The organism is Planctomycetota bacterium (genome assembly GCA_035574235.1).
Lineage (GTDB): Bacteria > Planctomycetota > MHYJ01 > MHYJ01 > JACPRB01 > DATLZA01.
Window position 1 is genome coordinate 1 of record DATLZA010000020.1, and the last position, 20,094, is coordinate 20,094.

Genomic DNA, 20,094 nt, shown 5'->3' on the forward strand with positions numbered 1-20,094 from the left:
TTCGCCCTCCTCTCCCCCGTCGGCCAGAACTCGTACTGCCACGCCTCCACCGTCGCCCCCGCCCGCCTCTCCACCAGGTTCCCCCACGGATCATACTGATACTCCACACGCCCCCCGGGCCCCTCCTCCCATAGCAGCCGCCCCGACCCACGGTAGCCGTATCTCGTCTCCTCCCCGTTCTCCACCTTCCGGATCCGATGGCCTCCCCGGTCCAGTTCGTACCTCACCCGCCGCGCCTTGTTGGACGGCTCCGACTCCACCCCCTCCCCGCTCCCCCAAGCTGGTTCTCGTAAGGAGGCGCGGCCGTCCCCCCGAAGTTCCCCTCCGTCTCCTCGCCGACCCGTTCCCCACGCCCGTTGTACTCGTACCGGAAGCTCACCCCCAGGTGCCCCAGCGCGATCTCCCGGATCTGACCCGCGGCGTCGTACGTCCACTGCCAGTCCCCCAATACCTCACCCGTCGCCGAGGCGACCGTCAGGGCGCGCCGCGTGCGGCCAACCTCGTCGTAGAGAAGCTCCGTACGCACCACCTCGACCCCGGCGTACTTCACCCCCACAGGACGGCTTTCCTCGTCCCACCGGATACTCGTGCCGCATCCCCTGCGTGTCCCGGTATCCCACATAATGGCCCGCCCCGTCCACCTCATGCCCCGCCGCCGCCCACAGGGGCGTTCCCCCCACCTCCAGCGTCTCCAGAACCGGCGCTTACCTCAATCACGGACCCGGTCCACCCATGAATTAGAAGCCGTTCGGAGCTAACTTCAACTTCGAGTGTTCCTGGAGCCGGCCCAGCGGCGGCAAGCAATATTGCCCCTTCTGGCGCCAAAACATACTGATCGCCCCAAGGCTCAAGAACCACCGTAAGCAACACCGAGGAGTTATTCCGCACAGCAAGATGGATTGTGATTCTTGACCGTTCTGCCACGTCATTCAATCTCCTAACAATTCCAATGCCCTTCTCAACAGGTCCAGACGCGGATGAAGAGAGGGATTCTCGATTCCCAGCCGGGCTGATCTCATGGCTTCATTCTCGTGGAAATAAAGCCTGGGATCCATTCCCACGTTACCCCCATACCCCGCAAACTACTTTGCGTAATTCGCTGGGACATCATGCGCGCATACTCGGGATGGTTTCCCCACAGCTGTCGTCCAGGTTCCACAGGCAGGCGGATTAGAGTCGCACGCGGTTCCCTGATGACCACCGTAGGCGCCTGTTGAATTCGAAGAGCGGTCTCCCGCAGCCGATCCGGAACGTCCGAATTTCCTGCCGCCGCTCCTGCGCCCGTCGCCGCCCGCGGCAGCGGGAACGGAAATCACTGAGGGCGCCTCTTAGGCCGAGGGTCGCCCCTCTTTCCGTTTTGTGCAAATTGCTTGAGCGTAATCCGCAGCCATCCGGAGAGCCGAGAAGGCGACATATTCGGCAGATGGCGTCGTGCTATACGATTCAACGCCTGCGAGCCAATCTGTGAGATCCGTATCGAACTTCGCGACAACAGCTGCAAGGTTTTCCTGCACCTCGGGTGGCGCGGCGGAAACGAGCTGGTCGCGGCTGTAATCATCGGAAAGTTCCCAGAACTGGGCGTACGGCAGCAAAAGCCAAAGCGCCTTTGGGACTCTTCCTTTCTCCAAATGAAGCGGGCTGCCTCTCTCAAAGAGTCTCCCATACTTCGTCCGCATTTCTTCCAGGGACATGACAGTCGGGTTCGAGTTTGTGTTCTCCATGGCGCACTCCTGGCTCATGGTTTTTGTAGGGCGGCTTTCATTCTTTCGACGCGCCGCCAGTACTCCGCTTGGATCTCCGCAGGAACTCCAGCGGCTTGGAACATCTGCTGTGATAGAGCGCGGATATCTGCCTCAGTGATTCTCTTCCAGTCGAAGGTACCCATCTTGCGAGTCCTTTCGACCCTCCAGCGGTTGTAGACGCCGTACGTCGCTAGGTGCTTCTCGGTCGGCATGAGGATCGCAGGAGCTTTATCCGCCAGATAGCCGGCATACTGCGACTCCATCCAAGCAGACATCACACCATGGTGAGACGCTCTCCCAGGGCGCGGAGTGGGCATGTCCCCGTGAAGAACCCTCGGCTTTGGAAGGTCGTGGAGAAGATCGAGGCCCTGCCACGCCGCAACCAGCAGGCCGTCCTCAGGACCATCGAAGCCATCGGACGCGACGCCAACGGCCACACGTAGGCTTTCCCGATTATTTCCCCAACGCTTTGTCCAGCACGTCCTCCCAGATTTTCCACTGGAGCTTGCCGTTGTACGAGATTTCGAAGTAATAGCGGTCCAGCATTTCCATGCGCGGCTCGTTCTCAACTCTCGGCAGAATTGCCCCCTCCGAATTGGTGGGCAGGGCTCGAATGAACCCTTTGAGGCAAAGTGCAAGGAGTCGTTGACCTATCTCCTCTTCGCTGAAAACCGCGATCTCTGCCAGGCCCTGGACACGCTGGAAATACTCCGTAGTGTCACCCCCGACGCTCTTTACCCAGTCCACGATCGTATCGCGGTGTTCCGGAACTCCCTGGGCGAGATCATCGAGAATCAGAAAGTCTCGCGCTATAGCACAGATTCCTTGGTCCGACATAGTTCCTCCGCGCCGAAGGACGTCTTGGGGTCTCCGTTCTGCTTGACGATGTCCACCATGGACTCCCTCCATCCGGGAGTCCCTTCTACTAGATCGTAGTTTCGTAGTCTCTTTCATCCTACGCAATGCGACGCGAACTCAGAGACGGCCGGCTCCTGTTCGTCAACGGTTGTCCACCCTTCGGATCGCCGCAAGAATTCGACCATCGCTGGAATCGATTATCTCGCACCAGACCTCATCGCCCGGCTCGAACTGCCACGACTCGATGGTCTGATCATACGGCTGGGTTACGATCCGGTAGAGGTTGTCCCCAAGGTGCTCTGCCTGGACTGGTCGCCACACATCCACACCTTCGCCAATCAGGCGAACGTAAATCCCTACGATTTCGCTCATGGGAAGTCTCCCCTTCCCGGCCCGTATCTAAATCCGGGTCCGCCAACATCGATGACTTCATTCGTGACGGCATCGAGCACAACGGACTGCCCTGTCTGCGGATGCACGTATCGAATGGCGGCGTTGCCGGTCGGCTTATTGATGGCGGGAATTTGCTTCCCGCTTGGCATTGCCCCTTCAATCGCTTCGCCCGTCCAACCGCGAGGCCCCATCTGCCTCGCGATCCTCCCAGTTATTCTTGCACGGACGCTAATGCCTACGCGCCCCGTCTCTTGCGCCACCGCCGCCGTCGATACGCGCACGGCGCGGACTTCGGCCGCCTCCGCGAGCCGGACCTCAGGATGGAACGGGGGGCCGGAAAGCGACGCGCTCGGCGCCGCCGGCCGACGATGCCCAGAAATGCCCCGTCCGGTCAGGAAACGCGCCGCCTCGCGCGCCTCCAACGCCGCGCCGCTCCCCAGACGAGCAGGCCGAGCGCCCCCTCCGCCCCGAGCAGCCCGCACGAGGCCCCACCGCCGCCCGGAACGCCCCCGGCCGGCGGGAGATCCACCACGGAAAAGGCGATCGTCAACCCCTCGCCCGCCGCGCCGCCCGCGTCGGCGTTCGTGTAGGGCACCGCGGTCAGAGCATGCGTCCCTACCGACGGCGTCCAGGGCAGATAATCCCCTCCCGGGCCGTCGCCCGCGATGCAGTACGGACGCGCGTTCTCGATCCGGTAGTCCGTGTCGCCGTCGTATTCGAACCGCACGCTCCCCACAGTGGCCGGGTCCGTGTTCGCCCGTACGCTCAGGTTGCGCGTCGGAAGTCCCCCCAGGTTCAGAATCGTCCCGTTCTGGAGCGGATCGAAGCCGGCGATCGGCTCGTCGGTGTCGGCGTTGATCAGCGTGAAGCTCGTCACCCGGAGCGTCCCGCCCGACGACGGCGGAGGAGGCGCCGGCGTCGTCACGCCCGCCTCGTTCGACCACGCCGAGGCGCCCGCGGCGTTGTACGCCCGCACGCGGTAGACGTACGCGGTGGACGCCTGAACGGTCGCGTCGCTCCAGGAGGTCGCGTTCGCCCCCGGAGTCGCCACCTGCGACCAGGTCCCCGCAAGCCCCGTTTTGCGCTCGATCCGGAAGCCGCTCTCGTTCGTCGCGCCGTCCGTCCAGACGAGATCCACCCGCGTCGGCGAAACGGCCGTCGCGCGCAGGTTCGCCGGCGCCGCCGGCGCCGTCCCCGCCGCGGCGTCCAGCCTCCCCTGCCGAAGCGCGCTGACCCAGACGTCGCTCGCGCCCCCGCGGCTCGGCGGCAGCAGATACGTGGACGCCTCCGCGTAGAACCAGACGTAGCGGTCCGCCTGCCGGAGGGCGTTGGCGATCGTCGCCCGCAGAATCGTCGGGTCCATCGACGCCCCTCCGAACGGCCGATCGTAGACCCCGAACCCGATGTTCGACCGGTCCGGCCAGACCGCCCGAAGCGCCGGCGGGATGAACGCGCAGTTCACGGCGTCCGAGGCGATGTCGTACCGGCGCCAGAGATAGGAACCCTGAAACTGCTCGGCCGTCCGCAGGGTGTAAAGCTCCCCGCCGTCCACATTGACCGCCGCGGCGCCCTTCCCCTCCATGAAGCCCGCGAAGAACGGCCCCAGCAGCTCGTTCCCCATCCACCACTGCGGGAACCCCAGGGACGCCGGCGCCTTGGGCTCGGAGACATACGGCCCGTGAAGCGTGATCACGACGATCTCCGGGAACTGCGCCACCATCGCCTGCATAACCTCCCGGCCGCGCAGCCGCGCCTGGTCCTGATACTCCTTGAGCGACCGGCTCGGATACCGGACGCCGTCCGGATAGTTCGCCCATGGACGGAAATACTGCTCGTTGTCGAAAACGATTCCCTTCAGACCCGAGTCCCGCACCGCCCGCGCCGCGTTGGCGAAGTTCTGGACGGTCACCGTCCAGCTGTCGAAGAAATCCGGCGGCGTGCTGCCGAAAATGAGCGCGAAGTTCTGGGTCAGGGTGGAGAACGGAAGCCCGCGCACGGGCTCCAGAACCGACATCATGGTCTCGTACGACATCGGCGTCCCGGTCATCACGCCCGTCGTCACGTTCACGGTCATGGACGGGTTGCGCAGGTAGAGCACCAGGCCGTCGAACGGCTGGGTCTCCAGGAACGCGCGGTTGTCGCGCACGAAGCTCGGCGTCGGGATCGTATTGCCGTACCAGCCGGCGTAGATCAGATACGAGGGCGCGGCCGCCCCGGCCGCCGCCGGGCCTCCCCGCGCCTCCCCCGATATCCCCGAAACGGTCATCCCCACGAGCGCGACGGCGACGGCGGCCCTTCCACAGACGAGGCGCTTCATCGTTCATCCCTCCCATCATCAAGCTGCACGGCCTCGGGAACCGGGACCTCACGGGGCGGACGATCTCCGCGGCACCTCCTTTCGGCGCAAGAACGCAGTCAGAACGGAAGGGTCCCCTGCTCCCCCTGGACCCCTCTTCGTCCGGAGCGGCGGCCTTCCGCGGAAGACCGCGCCCTTTCGGAGGGTAATGCGTCGGGCGTGGGCGCCATGTCGCGCAAAACGCGCGGGCGCTTCAGCGGGCGGCGTCCCGCCGGGCCCGCTCGACGGCCTCCCGCCACTCGCTCTGCGCGCCCTCCGGCGTCAGGAACGTGCGGCCCTCGAGGTAGAGCCAGACGTAGCGATCCGTCCGCCGCAGCGCGCGGGCGAGCGTCGCGTGGAGCGTGCCCGGATCCATGCGGCGGCCCGCGAAGGGGCGGTCGTAAACGCCGAACCCCACGCTCACGCGGGACGACCAGGTCGACCGAAGCTCGCGCGGAAGAAACGCCGCCCCGGAGGCGATGCCCCGCTTCCGCCAGGCGTAGCTCGCCTCAAACTCCTCGTCCGCCCTCAGGTGGTAGAGCTCCCCCCCGTCCACGCACGTGGCGCGCGGCCCGGCCCCCTCGACCAGGCCCGCGAAAAACGGCCCCAGAAGCTCGTTCGCCGCCTGCACCGGGGGGAACAGCGGAGCGGGCGCCCGGGGATCCGAGATGTACGGCCCGTGGAGCGTCAGGAAGACGATCTCGGGATACTCGCGGACCATGGCCCGCATGAGCTCGCGCCCCCGCCGCCGCGCCTGATCCTGGCACTCCCGAAGCGTCCGGCGCGGCTGGGCCACGCCCGAAGGGTAGTCCCCCCAGGGCGCGACGTAATTCTCGTTGTCGAAGTAGACGCCGCGCAACCCCGCCTGCCGGATCGCGCGGGCCAGGACGGCGGCGTTCCGCACCGGCACCGACCAGTCCGAAAAAAAGTCCGGAGGCGCGGGCGCCAGAAGACGCGCGAACCGGTGCTCCAGACGCCGAAAGACGAGCCCGCGCAGGGGCGCGAGCGCCGCTTCCACATCGCCCGCCTCCAGGCGCGTGGAGCTCAAGACGGAGGCGGTGACGTCGATCGACAGGTCCGGCGTCCGCACATAAATCGCCAGGCCGTCCACCGGAAGATTTTCGAGATGCTCCCGCCGTTCGCGCAGGAAGGCCGGGGTGGGCACCGGCGCCTCTCCGAACCCGTCGTGCAACAGCAGAATCGCGGGCGCCCGCGCGGAAACGATCCTCGCCCCCGGAAGCGCGGCGGCCAGCGCGATCAGGGCGACGGCCGCGACGCGCACCGCATCCCCCGGCACGACCGAACCGCCTCGACCACCCGTGCCCGATCCTCGTCCGTCATTCGGCTCCCGCTGGGCAGGCAAAGCCCCCGCTCGAAGAGCCGCTCGGCGACGCGCCCCCCGATCCGAGGGAACCCCGCATAGAGCGGCTGAAGGTGCATGGGCTTCCACACGGGTCGCGCTTCGATGTTCGCCCGCTCCAGGGCGAGCCGGACATCCTCGCGCGTGGCCCCGAACGCTTCGGGCTCGATTTCGATCGCCGTCAGCCATCGCGTGGAACGCCCCTGCGGCGCCTCGGGCATGAACGAGATCCCCTCGAGATCCCCGAGCGCGCGCCGATAGAATTCGAAGTTCGCCCGCCGCCGCCGGACGCGGTCTTCCAGGGCCCGCAACTGAGCCCGGCCGAGGGCCGCCAGAACGTTGCTCATCCGGTAGTTGTAGCCGAGCTCGGAGTGTTCGTAGTGCGGCGCGGGATCGCGCGCCTGGGAGGCCCAGTGCCGCGCCCGCGCCGCCGCCGCCGCGTCCGCCGTCACCAGCATGCCGCCCCCCGAAGTCGTGATGATCTTGTTGCCGTTGAAGGAGTAGATCCCCGCGCGTCCGAACGTCCCGGGCGATGCGCCCCGGTACGTCGCCCCCAGGGCCTCGGCGGCGTCCTCGACGAGCGCCACCCCGTGACGCCGGCAAGCGTCGAGAATCGGATCAAGGTTCGCGCTCTGCCCGTACAGGTGCGCCACGACCACCGCCCTCGGTCGCTCCCCGCGCCGCGCCGCCTCGTCCAGACCTTCCGCCAGAAGCGCCGGATCCATGTTCCAGGAAGCCTCCTCGGAATCGACGAAGACGGGCGACGCGCCTTCGTAGAGGATCGGATGGACGCCTCCCGCGAAGGTGAGGGTCGACACGAAGACCCGGTCTCCCGGCCGGACGCCGGCGAGCTTGAGCGCCAGGTGGAGCGCGGCCGTGCCGCTGCTCGTGGCGACCGCATGACGCGCGCCCACCGCGGCGGCGAATTCCCGCTCGAACGCTTCCACATGCGGCCCCAGCGGCGCCACCCAGTTCGACGCCAGGGCGTCCTCCACGAACGCCCGCTCCTCCCCCGTCAGGTGCGGAGGGGAGAGGAAAATCCGTTCCATGGCCGCCTCCTTCAGGCTCGATAGGGCGGGAAGAATCCGGGATCGGGGCTCCAGGAGGTCCCCCGCGCGCGCTCCCAGGCCGCCCGGCGCGCGACAAGCCTCTCCACCGCCGGCGCGTCATAGACCCGGCGCGCGAGGTGAAACGGCATCTCGCCCCGGGGCGCGAACGTTCTCTTGAAGTGAAGGATTCCGTCGCCCGGCCGGTATCCGCCGCCGAGCACGTAGCGTTTCCTGCCCAACTCGCGGCACCGAAGGAACGTCCGGTGCCTCATGTATTCGTTGACGTGAAGCGCCAGCGCGTCCGCCCGGGTCCCGAGAAGAAAGCCCCAAACCTCCTCCTTGGAGAAAAGCATGAGGTCGCAGGAGACCACCTCCCCCCTCAGCGAGACGCTGGCCACGGCGAACCGCCCGCGGAGATCCCGCGCCAGCGCTTCGAAGAAGGAACGGGGGAAACGGTAGAACGCCGACGCCTGCCGTCGATCCATCGTGTCTCCGTAAAGACGCATGAACTCTTCGAGACGGCGCCCGTCGAGGTCGAAGTCGAACTCCAGCCCCCCGCGAAGGTACCGTCGAACCTGGTCGGCCGTCTTCTGGACATAATCCCGGAGCAGCTCCTTCTCCGGGAGATCCAGCGCGCGGACGATCACCGGCCCGTGAAGGACACGCTCGCCCCGCCACGGGAGAAGGCGGTCTTCGAAGACGCTCAGCCGGGAGAAGGCGGTCGCCACGCCCTGCTCGGTCGCCCAGGCGTCGAAGGCATCCCAGAACGCCTCCGCCTCCTCGGGGGTCACCCCCCACGCGAACGGGCCCCCGTACCCGTAAGCGTTCGTCAGATCCCACGCACGTTCCCCCTCCGCCCAGGGCTCGGCCGCCAGAGGACGCAGAAGGATCGGATAGAGTACACCCCCCCGATCCGTCTCCGCCACCGCCGCCAGCGCCTTGTCCCCCGGCCGGGCGAAGAGCCGCACGTAATCCGGATGCGCCATGATCTCCTCGCCCGGACATCGCGCCCATGCCGAAAGCCACGCCGCCCGCTCCGCCGGAACCGAAGCGTCAAGGATCCGCAAACCGGCCGCGACCGAAGCCGTCATCGTCCATCTCCTTCCGCCGAAGGCGCCTCGTTCATGAAATCCGGATACGTGCGATTCCCGGGACCGTCCACCCCGGATCGCGCGAACACCCGGCCGAACGTCCTCGCCAGAATCCGAAGGTCCAAAGCCAGCGACCAGTGGTCCACGTACCAGAGGTCCAGAGCGAACTTCTCGTCCCAGGAGATGCCGTTCCTTCCGTTCACCTGCGTCCAGCCCGTAAGGCCCGGCGGCACGTCATGGCGGCGGGCCTGTTCCGGCGAGTAGCGGCCCAGATACTCCATCAGGAGCGGCCGCGGACCCACCAGACTCATGTCCCCCCGCAGGACGTTCCAGAGCTGAGGCAGCTCGTCCAGGCTCAGGGCCCGCAGAAGCCGCCCCAGAGGCGTCACCCGCTCGGCGTCCGGCCCCTTCCCGGGGCGCATCGTGCGGAACTTGTAAAGCGTGAACGGCCGGCCGCGGCGCCCCGGCCGGACTTGCCGGAAGAGGATCGGCGGTCCCATCGTCCACCGAACCGCCGCGGCCGCAAGCGCCAGAACCGGCGACAGAGCCACAAGTCCCCCGACCGCTCCCGCGACGTCCATGATCCTCTTGACCAGCCGTTCGAGCGGCCGGCCGCGCGCGGGCCTCCGATCCGGCGTCCGAACGCGCCGCCCCGCAAGATCGAAGTATTCCGCCGCCGTCTCCTCCTGCAGCCTCGCCGGCCGGAAGTCCCGCCGCGCCCGCCGCCGCCCCGCCTCGCCGTGGCGCCGGCGAAGCGCCTCGTCGGCCAGATACCGCCGGATCGCGGCCGCCAGGGCCTCCGGATTCCGGGGCGGAACGAGCGTCCCCGTGACTCCTTCCATGACGGCGTCCACCGCTCCCGTCACCCGCGTCGTCACCACCGGAAGCCCCATGGCGGCCGCCTCGAGCGGAACCTGAGGAAAACCTTCCCGGTAGGTCGGAAGGACCACCACGTCCATCGCCGCGTAGGCCGGCCGGGTCCGGTCGAGCGCGCCCGTCAGCCGCACGCGGCGGTCGGACCCCAGCGCCTTGCGGGCTTCCTCCGGAATCGGGTCCTGCGGCTCCATCGGACCCACGACGAGGAGATGAAGATCCGGAAACTCTTCGCGCAGCCGCCGCCACGCCGAGACGAGGTCACCCACGCCTTTGTCCCGGACCACGCGCCCCACGAAGCCCACCACGCGCGCCGACTCCGGAATGCCCCAGGCGCGCCGGAACGCCTTTCCTTCCTCCGGCGCCGGGGCGAAAACGTCCGTATCCACGCCGTTGACCGTGCCGGCCCCGAGCACCCTGAGCTTCTCCGGACGGACCAGTCCCTCCTTCAGCGCCCGCCGCCGGAGCGAGAAGCTGACCGCATGAACGCGCCGCGCCAGCGCCCCGGCGATCCGCTCCGTGGTCCTCAGGATCGCCCGGCGGATCCCCGCGGCGGTTTCCAGCGGAAGGCCGTGGAGCGTGTAAAGACGCCCCCTCACGCCCGCCGCCGCGGCCGCCGCCATCGCCAGGAGTCCTCCCTTCGGCGTATGACCGTGAACGACGTCCGGCCGCAAGTCCCGAAAGAGCCGCGTCAAGGCCGCCAGCGCGCGAAGGTCCTCCGCCGGGGCGATCCGGCGCGACATCGGCACCGAATGCACGCGCACCCCTTCCCGGCGGCCGAACGCCTCCAGCGCCGGCCCCGGAGCGGACACGGCGTGCATCTCGATGCCGCGCGCCGTCCACGCGGCGGCCTGCCCGGCGAGGAAGGCCAGCGTCTCCGGAACCGTCGTCACGTGCACGACCCGCAGGCGCGGCCGCGCGGGCGCCGGCGCCCTCGAACGGGCCGCCCGAACGTCGATGGCAAGGTGCGCGTTCATCTCTTCTCCCACGACGTCACCAGGCCGAGATAGAGCAAGAAAGTCCGGTCGCGATAGAGCGTGTTGTGGATGATGAAGACGAACGAGACGAGAAGGAAGCTCGAGGCGATCGCTCGGAAAAGCGCCGCGTCCTCGTCGCCGCCCCCGTGGACCCCTCCGACCGCCGAAGCGTTGCCGGAGGCGGAACGAAACAACGGGTACAGCATCATGCCCGCGAAACCCACGAACCCGAGAATCCCCTGCTCCACGAAGACCGCCAGGAGCCCGTTGTGGACCTCGTGGCCATCCCGGGGATCGATCCAGTGACCGCGGCCCGCGCCGAAGCCCCACGGAAACCACTCCTCGAAGGTCGCCAGAGTCCTGCGATGCTGCCGCTCGACGAAATTGTCCCGGTCGCGCAGGCCGCTCACGGCCGCCTGAACGCGGCGGCCTACGAAGGAAGTTTCCAGGTGCGCCCGATAGACGGCGACGCCGACGCCGACGGCCAGGAAGCCCGCCGCCAGCAGACGGTAAGGAACCTTCCGGGCGAATCGGACGCCCAGCGCGAGAAACACGGCCGCCCAGAGAAACACGCAGAGCATGCCCGTGCGCCGTGAGGCGGGAAAGACGAAGCTGGCGGACAGAAGAGCCGTCAGAACCCCCAGCGTCCGCCGCCCGGGGCTTCCCGCCACCGCGCCGAACGTGGCCAGGAGCCCCGCCGCGCAGAAGCCGTACGCTCCAAGCTGTCCGTTCGCCTTGAAGGTCCCCCGCGCCCGGCCCGGCATCGGATCCGGAAACCAGGGAGAGGAAGGAACGAGGACGTCGTGATAGACGATGACCGCCTCCGCCGCCACCGCCGCCGCCGTTCCCGCCAGGAGCGCGGCTACCGCCCCCGGCGACCGGCCCAGATTGAGGCCCAGGACGTAGAACGCGAAGCCCATGCCCAGCCCCAGAAACTGCGCCCAGACGTCCCGCTCCGGGCCGGGCGTCACGAGAAGTCCCGGAAAGAGGGAAAAAACGACCGCCGCCAGATAGAGCGCCGCCGGCCACGGGAGAGGCCGCATCGGATGGCGAAGCGCAAAGATCGCCAGGAAGATCGCGCAAAGGACGTCCACCGGCACGACGCGCGACGTCCAATCCACGGGCGTGCCCACATAACGCGTCTGAAGCGTCAGGACGGGAAGAAGCAGTCCCACGAGGAACGCGAGGCCACGGTTCGTGCGCGTCTCGAGCCCGCTCATCCCCGCCCTCCCCGGCCGCCGGCGAGCGCCGCCAGCGCCGCCCCCGCTCCCCACAGCGCCACGGCTCCCTGGGTCCACGCCGCCCCGGCGACCCCGAACCGCGGGATGAGCCACGTCCCCAGCAGCGCCGAGAGCCCCGCGGAAACGGCGTAGAGGACGGGCTGAATCCGCAGGCGCCGCGCCGCGGTGAGCGCGTATTCGAGCGCCGTCTGGACGTTGCCCACCAGTCCGGCCAGCATCAGTCCCGTCAGGAGGGCTCCGTATCCGGCGTACGCGCTTCCGTAGAGCGCTCCCAGGAGGGGCCCCCCCGCCGCGGCCGCACCAAGGACGCCCGCCGCGCCCACCCCCGCCGCCGCGCCGGCCAGCCGCAGGACGTCCTTCCCGAAGGCCGCGCCCGCTCCGGCCGCATAACGCCGGGCCAGCCGCGGGGCGCTCGCCTCCCCCAGGGCGCTCACGACCCGGTTGGCCCCCGCCGGCAGATAGGCCAGCGCCGTAAACACCCCCGCGGCGGCTTCCCCCGCGAAGCGTTCGAGGAGAAAAACGGGAAACGCCGCCAACGCCGCTCCAAGGAAGGTCACGACCCCCAGGGGAAACGCCGCGCCCGCCAGCCGCGCCAGCGCGCCGGGCGCCCACAACGGCCGGACCGGAGTCCCCAGCAGACGCCGCGACGCGGGAAGATCGTGAAGCGCCAGAACCGCCGCGCCGCCGGCGGCCAGTCCCGCGACGCCCCAGGCCACGCTCCCGGTGGCCGCAAAGGCCGCCGCAAGGCCCGCGCCTCCGACCATTCCGCGCGCCGCCAGCGAACGCCCCAGAAGATCCATGCGCTCCTCCCGCTGGAAGAGGCCGCAGAGGATGTCGCTCACTCCCTCGATCGCCTTGGCGGCGCCCATGGCGAGGATCGCCGCGGCCGTCCGGTCCGAATACGGTCCGGCGACCGCCAGCGCCGCCAGCGCCGCCCCGAGCATCGCGCCGGACGCGAGGCGCAGTCCCAGATAGTGCCCGAACGCGAACGTCCCTTGCGCGTCCGTGGCCAGAAGCTTTCGGAGCCCGAGTTGCGAGAACAGGGCCGCGGGGCCCGCCGCCGCGAGCGCCACTCCGAAGCGGCCCACGTCCTGCGCGGATCCCCACCGCGCCAGGACCGCCAGCATTCCCCATTGGCAGGACATCGCCGCCGCGTAGCCGCCGAGGATCCACGCGACGTTCCGGCGCAACGGCGGGGCCTCCGCCGGCGGCGCGGCCGGGCGCGGGCGCTCCAGGACGGCGCGGATCATGGCGCGGCCGCCGGAACCGGGCCGACGGCCCGAACGAGCCAGCGGAGCTCCTGGCGGACCCCTTCGAGAACCGGATCGGAGGAAGTGTCCATCCCGTCCAGCCGCCCCAGGCACTGAAGCAGCGCCGGGTCCGGTCCGGTCTCGCCGCCGGGCCGCAGGCAGAACACCTTGGGATGCGCGGTCGGCAGGACTTTTTCGGACTGAAGATAAAGCTCCTCGAAGAGCTTCTCGCCGGGCCGCACGCCCGAGAACTCGATCCGCACATCCCGCCCGGGCACGAGGCCCGACAGCCGGATGAGATCCTCCGCCAGATCCACGATCCGCACCGGAGGCCCCATGTCGAGCTCGAAGATTTCGCCTCCCTGGCCGAGCGCGGCCGCCTGGAGGACGAGCTGGACGGCCTCCGGAATCGTCATGAAGTAACGGCGCATCTCGGGGTGCGTGACCGTCAGGGGTCCGCCGCGGGCGAGCTGCGCCTTGAAGATCCGAAGGACGCTGCCGCTGGAGCCCAGAACGTTTCCGAACCGCACGCCCGAGAACCGGGTGGGACCGCGGCGGTCGAGGTCCTGCACCAGGAGCTCCGCGGCGCGCTTGGTGGCCCCCATGACGTTGGAGGGATTGACCGCCTTGTCGGTCGAGATCAGGACGAAGCGGGCGGTCCGCGCGCGCCGCGCGGCCTCGGCCACTTCGCGGGTGCCGCCGACATTGACCCGGATGGCCTCGCGCACATGGGACTCGCACAGCGGCACGTGCTTGAGCGCCGCCGCGTGGAAAACCACCTCGGGCGCGTGCGTCTCGAAGACGGCGCGGACGCGGAGGGGATCCGTGACGTCCCCGAGGATGCCGACGACGGTCCCCGCGACGGGACCCGAGCGAAGTTCGAGCAGAAGATCGTGCAGAGGGGATTCCGCACCGTCCAAGGCCACGAGGCGGGCGGGCCGGAACCTGAGCATCTGGCGGCACAGTTCGGACCCGATGCTCCCGGCCGCGCCCGTCACGAGGACCCGCCGGTCCCGCAGGAACGCGCCGATTCGGGTTTCGTCCAGCCGCACCGGCTCGCGGCGAAGGAGGTCTTCGATCTCCACCTCCCGGAGCTGCGGCACGAAGCCGGCGGCGCCCGAGAGCGTCCCGGCCGGCGGGAGGACCTTGACGGCCAGGCCCGCCTCCAGGAGCGGCGCGACGATCCGTCGAAGCACGGGCCCCGAGGCGCTGGGAATGGCCACGAAGACCTTGCGGACGCCGCGGCGCGCGGCGATCTCGGCGGCCCGCGACACGGGCCCCAGGACCGGCACCCCGCGGAGGGTCCCTCCCCGCTTCTCGCGCGCGTCGTCCACGAAGCCGATCACGCGGATCCGTCCGGCGGCCACGCGCTGCAGCTCGCGAAGAAGCGTCTCCCCCGAGTCCCCCGCGCCCGCGATCAGCACGGGTTCCGGTCCTTCGGGATCGCGAACCCGGCCGCCGCCCTCGCGCCGCGCGCGCGCGGCCGCGAAGAGTCCGCACGTGCCGAGGAAGGTGAGCAGGCCGTGGAGGACGACGACGCTCTGGAGAACCGCGCCCGCCGGAAGAAAGGCGGCGTTGACGCCCGCCAGGACCGCCGCCGCGGCCGCGCAGGAACGGAGGATGACCAGGAGATCGAAGATCCCGACGTAGGGCCAGAGGATCCGATACACGCCGCCGGCGAGAAAGGCCAGCGCGTAGGTTCCCGCGACCGCCGGCAGCGTGGCCGCCATGGCGCGCGCCGCGGCATGGGGCACGCGGAACTCGAAGCGGATCGCATGGGCCAAAATCCATGCGCCGGCCGCCGCGGCGACCGTTCCCAGGATCAGGGCCGGGCCGGGACATCCCGCCTTCGACGAAGCGGCGGCGGCCAGGCCCGCCTCCGGACCGCGCATCTCTCGGGTCGACGTCTTCATGGCACGACTCGTTCACTAACCGTTCCCGGGAGCCGCCGCTCAGGCCCACGCCACCCCTTCTTCGTCCCGCGCGGGCGCCCGCACGTCCGCGCCGGGCGCGAACGCCTCTTCCATCGGGGGTGCGGCCTGAGGAGAGCGTCCTTTGTTCACCACGAGCCCGAGAACGTTCACGCCCAGGTCTTCGAGGCGGCGGAGCGCCGCCCGCGCCTCCGAGCGGCGCGTGCGTCCCTCCTCCACCACCAGAAGCGCCGCCTCGGCCCGGCGGGCCACCCACGCCGGTTCCGAAAGCGGAAGGACGGGCCCCGTGTCGATGACCACCCACGGGTACCGTTCGCCGGCCTCGTGGAGCGCCTTGCCGAAGCGCGGGGAACCCGCCACCTCCGCCGGCCCTTCCAGTTCCTGTTCCGCGCCGAAGACGTCCACGCCCGGAAGTCGGGACGGCTGCACCGCCTCCGCCAAGGAACGTTCGCCGCGGAGGAATTCCTCCAGTCCCGGCCCGCGCGGGTTCGCCAGGAACGCCTTCAGCCGCGGGCGGCGGAGTTCCGCGTCGAAGAGGAGAACGCGCCGGCCTTCCAGGGCGAGGACCCTCGCGAGGTTGACGGCCACCGTCGAGCGTCCTTCGCCGAACCCGGCGCTCACGATCGCCAGCCGGCGCACCCCGCCGGCTTCTTCCAGCCGCGCCCTCACGCCGGCGCGCAGCGCGCGGAAGGCTTCCAGGGGCGCCGTCGCCGGATCGTCTTCCGGCACGAGGGGCGTCCCTTCCGGAGGCCGATCCGGACGGCGCGGGACCACCGCCAGCACGGGACGGCCCAGGAGCGCCTCGGCCTCGGCGGGGCCGGACAGCCGGTCGTTCATCTGCTCCGCCAGGATCACCGCCGCGGCTCCGAGGAGCAGCCCCAGGAGCGCTCCCAGGGTCAAAAGGAGGCGCGGCCGGCGGTGGGGTTGAGCGGGAGGCCGGGCGAAGTCCACGACGCGCACGCTCGCCAGTCCCGCGCCGGAGGTGGCGTGGATCTCGCCGTGCTTGCGGAGGTAGGCGTCGTAAAGCTGCCGGGCGGCGGCCCGCTCCGCCTCGAGCCGCCGGAATTCGTCCAGACGCAGGCGGGCGTCGCTCATCCGGGTTTCCACGCGCTCCTGCTCGGCCAGGAGGGAGATCTCCTCGAACCGCGCCGCGCGCGCTTCGTTCCGGAGCGCTTCGAGGGCGCCGCGCGACGCCTCCCGGATGCGGGTTTCAAGGAGCGATCGTTCGCGCCGGAGCGTCTCGAGGCGCGGATGGCGATCCTTGAGAACGCTCTCTTCGCGGGCGATCTCGGCGTCGAGGTCGGTGCGACGCGCCCGGAGCCCCTCGAGCGCGCGCTCCCGCGCCAGGGCGGCCGGAGGGACGGCGGTTCCGGCGCGGTCCCACGCTTCCTCCTCGGCGGCCAGCGCCGCCCGGCGGAGCCGCAGGTCCGCCAGTCGCGCGGCGAGCTTGCGGCGGGACTCCACGAGCGACGCGTACTGCTCCTCGAAGTCCGCAAAGCCCGTTTCGTCCTGAAAGGCGCGAAGCGCGCGTTCGGCCTCCTCCACGCGGCGGCGGATGGCCGGGAGCGTCTCCCGATCGAGCGCCTCGAGTTCGCCGGACTTGACTTCGCGCAGGCGGCGGTCGGCCTCTTCGAGGAACCGGGAAGCGACCGCGTTGACGATCCGCGCGGCGTGCTCGGCCGAAGGGTGGACGAGCGCCACGTTGAGGAGGAACGTGGAAGGAACGGTTTCCACCTCGAGCGCGCGGGCGAGCGCTCCGGCCGGATCCGGGGCGGAGGCGTAGGGGCGCGCGGCCTCCGCGGGCAGCTCCCGGAGGACCGCCTCCAGGAGGCCGGGGCTCCTCAGAAGGATCTCCTGGGTGCGGAAGTAGTTTTCCCACACCTGGAGGCTCCCGAGGTACGACGAATCGCTCGATTCGGCGGCGACGCGCGGCCGCTCGGGTCGGACCTCGATCGTGGCCTCGGCGCGGTAGGCGGGCGGCTGAACCAGGGTCGCGGCCGCGGCGGCCAGCACGCCGGCGCCGGCCACGGCGCCGAAAAGAAGCGCGCGGCGGCGAAGAAGCGCGAGGGCGCGCCGGAGGGCGGATCCCTCCTCGCCCCCGGGCCCGGCGGGAAGGGGGCTGGGGGCCGCGGAACCGCGCGCGGCGCCCCAGCCGTTCCACGAACTGCGATCCTTCAAAGGTCCCCCCTCCGCTCGCGTCGTCGCCGAACCGCCCGCGCAGCCCCTCGCGGGCAGCATACGGACGCGACCGGGGGGAGAATGTTATGCGGCCGGAAGGGGAATGAAAACGCGACCTATCCCGCCGGAAGGCGCCGGTAGTCCTCGCCGAACTTGACCATCCGCGCGGCCAGGTCGCTGGCGGCGACTTCCTGGGAGCTGGCGCGATCGACGAGGCGGCGATGCATGCCTCCGACGAGTTCGGGATCGATCGCGGAAAGCTCCGCGATGGCGGCGGAGGTGTGCTGAAGGATCCAGTCGAAAAGGGACCGCCGGACGACGACGACTTCGGGACCGGATTCCTGAAGAATGCCTTTCTCTTCCTCGGTGAGGAGCGGTTCGCCGCGGCCGTAGCGCCGGTAGAGCTCCTCCATGACGCGGTCCACGGGGGCGATGTGCTGCCGCTGGACGCGCATGGCGGCCTCGACGGCGGCGCGGTACGGCTCGTACTGGGCCCGCAGGGCCTCGTAGCGGCGGCGCGCCTCGCCCGCCTTGTCGGGAGGCAACCCCTCCAGGAAGTCGCCGGCCAGCTTGAGCGCCTCGACGGCGCGGTAGTAGTCCTTGATCGCGCCGTTGGCCTGGACGCGGTCGAGCAGCTCCTCGGCGATCGTGGCGCTGGGACCCTGCTCCAGGGTGAACGCCTTGGAGGCATAGACCTCGGCCATCGCCTCGACCACGCGCTCGAGAGGCCACCGGCGGGCGGGGTCCTTCTCGCGGGCGCCTTCGATGAGGGCCTCGAAGCGCGCGGAAATCTCCGGACGGAAATGATGGACGCGGTGGGGGTGCGGATCCGGCGACAGGAGCCGGCGGCGGAAGGCGTCCGGATCGTCGAGTTCGTACGGCAGGCGGCCGCAGGCCAGAACGTACAGGGTGACCCCGAACTGGTAGACGTCCGTCTCGGGCCCGAAGGCGCCTTCGCGGAGCTGTTCGGGGGCGGCGTACGGAAGGGCGCCGAGATCGGTTCCGAGGCCCGCCCCGAAGCCGGCGACCTTGACGAGGCCGCGGGATGTGCCTCCGCCGGGGCTCTCGAGCGTGATGTTCGCCGGTCGAAGATCGCCGTGCGAGACGCCCGCCCCGCGGGCGTGGAGGAGCGCATGAGCGACCTGGTAGCCGATGTGGGCGACCGCCGCCAGCGGAAGCGGCCCCTGCCCCTGTTCCGCGCGGCGCCGCCACACGCGCTCGAGGCTCTTGCCGGGCACGCGCTCGAGGAAGAGGCACATTCCAAGCCGAGGGTCGACGAGGCGCCCGTAGCGCCGCAGAATGTGAGGGTGGTTGAGCCTGCGCAGGGCGTCGTCCTCGCGCAGGAGGAAATGAGCCCACGGGCGCGGGGAGGGTCCTTCGGAGGCGCCGCGGCGGGCGACCTTGACGGTCACGCGCGCTTCGCCTCCCAGGCGGCTGTCGAGCGCGCGCAGGTACCGTTCCCGGACGCGGGCGGCGGCGTCGGACGGGAGCGCGCGGCATTCTTCCCAGAGCGCGTCGGCCCGGGCGCGGATGGCGCGGACGTGCGCTTCGTCCTCGATGGGGCCTCGTCCGATGGTAAACGGGATGTCCAGTCCGAAGAATCCGGGGTCCATTTCGCCCGCGACCATCAGCTCCCCGAGAAGCGCCGGCAGATTGACGAGACGCCCGGCGAAGACGTGGCCCGCCCCGAGAGTTCCGGTGTATTCCTCGAGGACGGCGACGTCCCGGTGAAGGCGGATCGGGAGGGCCGTCCTGGGATTCTTTCCGGAAGTGTGCACGGAATCCATGGCTCGCCCTGTCGGCCGCCGGTCCGGCGGCGTCGTTACACCATTATGGTTTTCGTCCTGCGCCAAGACAATCCGCAGGTGGATTCGAAGATCGAATTGCGGTTCGTCCCGGTTGCGCCGGACGGGACCGGCCGATATACTCTGACCCAACCATGAGGAGGGCTGCCATGTTGGGACTCTTTCTTGCGCTCCTGACCGCCGCCGCGCCGTCCCGATCCGTCACGTTCGAGGAGGCGAAGGCGAATCCGGCCAAGCGCCCGGCCTATCTGGCCGCCAAGCTCGATCCGCTCGTCTACGACAAGGACCGGAACCCCGCGGGGCTCATCCGCGGGTGGTACTTTGTGCCCGAGACCAGCCACGGCGCGGCCGGCTGCCGGTGCGGGACCTGCGCCCGGGCGGCGATCCGCGAGGTTTACAAGGCCGAAGGGCGGGAGTTCTATTTCGAGCGCGAACTGCCGGGGATCCTGGCGTCGCTCGAGGCCCCGACCTTGCGGGTCCTTCCCTACTACAGCGAAGACTACGGCGCGGCCGCGCAGGCCAAGGGCGGGCTCGTCCTGGTGGGCGATCTTTTCGCGCTGGCCGGGGAAGACGAAGCGGCGAGCGTCCTGGAGGACTACGCCCTCACCGTCATCAAGGTCCGCGAGGAGGGCCTGAAGATCGACGACCGCGAGCTCGACACGAACATCCCGGCGCTCAAGACGATCGGGCACGTCAGCCTAATCCGCCTGTGGGGCCAGCTGGCGCAACTCGAGGGGATCCTCAAGGGCCGGCGCCAGGTGAGCGACGGCTTCCGCCAGGAGGCGATTCGCCAGTATCTGGCGACCTACCGCACGTTCATGACTCAGTTCCTCAAGGAGAAGAAGATCTACGACGACAACAACGAGAACACGCTTCAAAAGGAGATCGTCGACTTCCTCCAGCTCGTGCTTCAGACGATCGACGCGCGCGTCGGCGCGCTGGGCTACCGCCACAAGCTTCTCGACAAAGCCACCCAGGAACACGCGCTGGAAAAGAAGTAGAGGGGAAGGA

16 protein-coding genes are annotated in these 20,094 nt (G+C 69.6%); 1 reads left to right on the forward strand and 15 read right to left on the reverse strand.

All coding sequences use genetic code 11. From position 1 onward, the window contains the following. The 15 genes from VNO22_01395 to VNO22_01465 all read right to left on the reverse strand — a co-directional run. Positions 1–227, reverse strand: a 227-nt coding sequence (locus tag VNO22_01395) for a hypothetical protein (protein ID HXG60002.1), incomplete at its 3' end; no start/stop codon positions are given. Beyond that, positions 224–556, reverse strand: a complete 333-nt coding sequence (locus tag VNO22_01400) for a hypothetical protein (protein ID HXG60003.1) — start codon at positions 554–556, stop codon at positions 224–226. The genes VNO22_01400 and VNO22_01395, both read right to left, overlap by 4 nt. A 772-nt stretch (positions 557–1,328) precedes the next feature. Then, a complete protein-coding gene (locus VNO22_01405; GenBank protein ID HXG60004.1) occupies positions 1,329–1,739 on the reverse strand; it encodes a hypothetical protein in 411 nt (136 codons plus the stop codon). Then, on the reverse strand, positions 1,736–2,059 hold the full coding sequence (locus VNO22_01410; protein HXG60005.1) for a hypothetical protein: 324 nt from the start codon (positions 2,057–2,059) through the stop codon (positions 1,736–1,738). Before VNO22_01410 ends, VNO22_01405 begins: the two co-directional genes overlap by 4 nt. 682 nt (positions 2,060–2,741) lie before the next feature. Beyond that, on the reverse strand, positions 2,742–2,972 hold the full coding sequence (locus VNO22_01415) for a hypothetical protein (protein ID HXG60006.1): 231 nt from the start codon (positions 2,970–2,972) through the stop codon (positions 2,742–2,744). A gap of 412 nt (positions 2,973–3,384) precedes the next feature. Continuing rightward, positions 3,385–5,310: a fibronectin type III domain-containing protein gene (locus tag VNO22_01420; protein ID HXG60007.1), complete on the reverse strand. Its 1,926-nt coding sequence runs from the start codon at positions 5,308–5,310 to the stop codon at positions 3,385–3,387. A gap of 232 nt (positions 5,311–5,542) precedes the next feature. Beyond that, complete coding sequence (locus tag VNO22_01425; protein ID HXG60008.1) at positions 5,543–6,610, reverse strand: hypothetical protein; 1,068 nt, start codon at positions 6,608–6,610, stop codon at positions 5,543–5,545. After that, a complete protein-coding gene (locus VNO22_01430) occupies positions 6,586–7,737 on the reverse strand; it encodes an aminotransferase class I/II-fold pyridoxal phosphate-dependent enzyme (GenBank protein ID HXG60009.1) in 1,152 nt (383 codons plus the stop codon). The genes VNO22_01425 and VNO22_01430 overlap by 25 nt, the downstream gene beginning before the upstream one ends. Before the next feature lie 11 nt (positions 7,738–7,748). Next, a complete protein-coding gene (locus VNO22_01435; protein ID HXG60010.1) occupies positions 7,749–8,828 on the reverse strand; it encodes a GNAT family N-acetyltransferase in 1,080 nt (359 codons plus the stop codon). After that, a complete protein-coding gene (locus tag VNO22_01440) occupies positions 8,825–10,678 on the reverse strand; it encodes a sugar transferase (protein HXG60011.1) in 1,854 nt (617 codons plus the stop codon). The genes VNO22_01435 and VNO22_01440 overlap by 4 nt, the downstream gene beginning before the upstream one ends. After that, positions 10,675–11,898 carry a hypothetical protein gene (locus tag VNO22_01445; GenBank protein HXG60012.1) on the reverse strand — a complete coding sequence of 408 codons (1,224 nt, stop codon included), beginning with the start codon at positions 11,896–11,898 and terminating at the stop codon, positions 10,675–10,677. Before VNO22_01445 ends, VNO22_01440 begins: the two co-directional genes overlap by 4 nt. Then, entirely contained in the window at positions 11,895–13,169 is a 1,275-nt protein-coding gene (locus tag VNO22_01450) for a lipopolysaccharide biosynthesis protein (protein HXG60013.1), read from the reverse strand. The genes VNO22_01445 and VNO22_01450 overlap by 4 nt, the downstream gene beginning before the upstream one ends. Further along, complete coding sequence (locus VNO22_01455; protein HXG60014.1) at positions 13,166–15,082, reverse strand: nucleoside-diphosphate sugar epimerase/dehydratase; 1,917 nt, start codon at positions 15,080–15,082, stop codon at positions 13,166–13,168. The genes VNO22_01450 and VNO22_01455 overlap by 4 nt, the downstream gene beginning before the upstream one ends. Before the next feature lie 39 nt (positions 15,083–15,121). Then, positions 15,122–17,278, reverse strand: coding sequence for a Wzz/FepE/Etk N-terminal domain-containing protein (locus VNO22_01460; protein HXG60015.1), 2,157 nt, complete (start codon positions 17,276–17,278; stop codon positions 15,122–15,124). Positions 17,279–17,394: 116 nt separating this feature from the next. Beyond that, positions 17,395–19,065 carry a protein kinase gene (locus VNO22_01465; GenBank protein ID HXG60016.1) on the reverse strand — a complete coding sequence of 557 codons (1,671 nt, stop codon included), beginning with the start codon at positions 19,063–19,065 and terminating at the stop codon, positions 17,395–17,397. Positions 19,066–19,232: 167 nt separating this feature from the next. Between VNO22_01465 and VNO22_01470 the strand changes: the two genes are divergently transcribed. Beyond that, positions 19,233–20,084 carry a hypothetical protein gene (locus VNO22_01470; GenBank protein ID HXG60017.1) on the forward strand — a complete coding sequence of 284 codons (852 nt, stop codon included), beginning with the start codon at positions 19,233–19,235 and terminating at the stop codon, positions 20,082–20,084. The last annotated feature ends 10 nt before the right edge of the window (positions 20,085–20,094 follow it).

What these genes read in the sequence shown, in the direction of transcription:
- VNO22_01405 (HXG60004.1), bottom strand. Translation starts at nt 1,739, where the DNA reads ATGAGCCAGGAGTGCGCCATGGAGAACACAAACTCGAACCCGACTGTC.
- VNO22_01410 (HXG60005.1), bottom strand. Translation starts at nt 2,059, where the DNA reads ATGCCCACTCCGCGCCCTGGGAGAGCGTCTCACCATGGTGTGATGTCT.
- VNO22_01415 (HXG60006.1), bottom strand. Translation starts at nt 2,972, where the DNA reads ATGAGCGAAATCGTAGGGATTTACGTTCGCCTGATTGGCGAAGGTGTG.
- VNO22_01420 (HXG60007.1), bottom strand. Translation starts at nt 5,310, where the DNA reads ATGAAGCGCCTCGTCTGTGGAAGGGCCGCCGTCGCCGTCGCGCTCGTG.
- VNO22_01430 (HXG60009.1), bottom strand. Translation starts at nt 7,737, where the DNA reads ATGGAACGGATTTTCCTCTCCCCTCCGCACCTGACGGGGGAGGAGCGG.
- VNO22_01435 (HXG60010.1), bottom strand. Translation starts at nt 8,828, where the DNA reads ATGACGGCTTCGGTCGCGGCCGGTTTGCGGATCCTTGACGCTTCGGTT.
- VNO22_01440 (HXG60011.1), bottom strand. Translation starts at nt 10,678, where the DNA reads ATGAACGCGCACCTTGCCATCGACGTTCGGGCGGCCCGTTCGAGGGCG.
- VNO22_01445 (HXG60012.1), bottom strand. Translation starts at nt 11,898, where the DNA reads ATGAGCGGGCTCGAGACGCGCACGAACCGTGGCCTCGCGTTCCTCGTG.
- VNO22_01450 (HXG60013.1), bottom strand. Translation starts at nt 13,169, where the DNA reads ATGATCCGCGCCGTCCTGGAGCGCCCGCGCCCGGCCGCGCCGCCGGCG.
- VNO22_01455 (HXG60014.1), bottom strand. Translation starts at nt 15,082, where the DNA reads ATGAAGACGTCGACCCGAGAGATGCGCGGTCCGGAGGCGGGCCTGGCC.
- VNO22_01465 (HXG60016.1), bottom strand. Translation starts at nt 19,065, where the DNA reads ATGGATTCCGTGCACACTTCCGGAAAGAATCCCAGGACGGCCCTCCCG.
- VNO22_01470 (HXG60017.1), top strand. Translation starts at nt 19,233, where the DNA reads ATGTTGGGACTCTTTCTTGCGCTCCTGACCGCCGCCGCGCCGTCCCGA.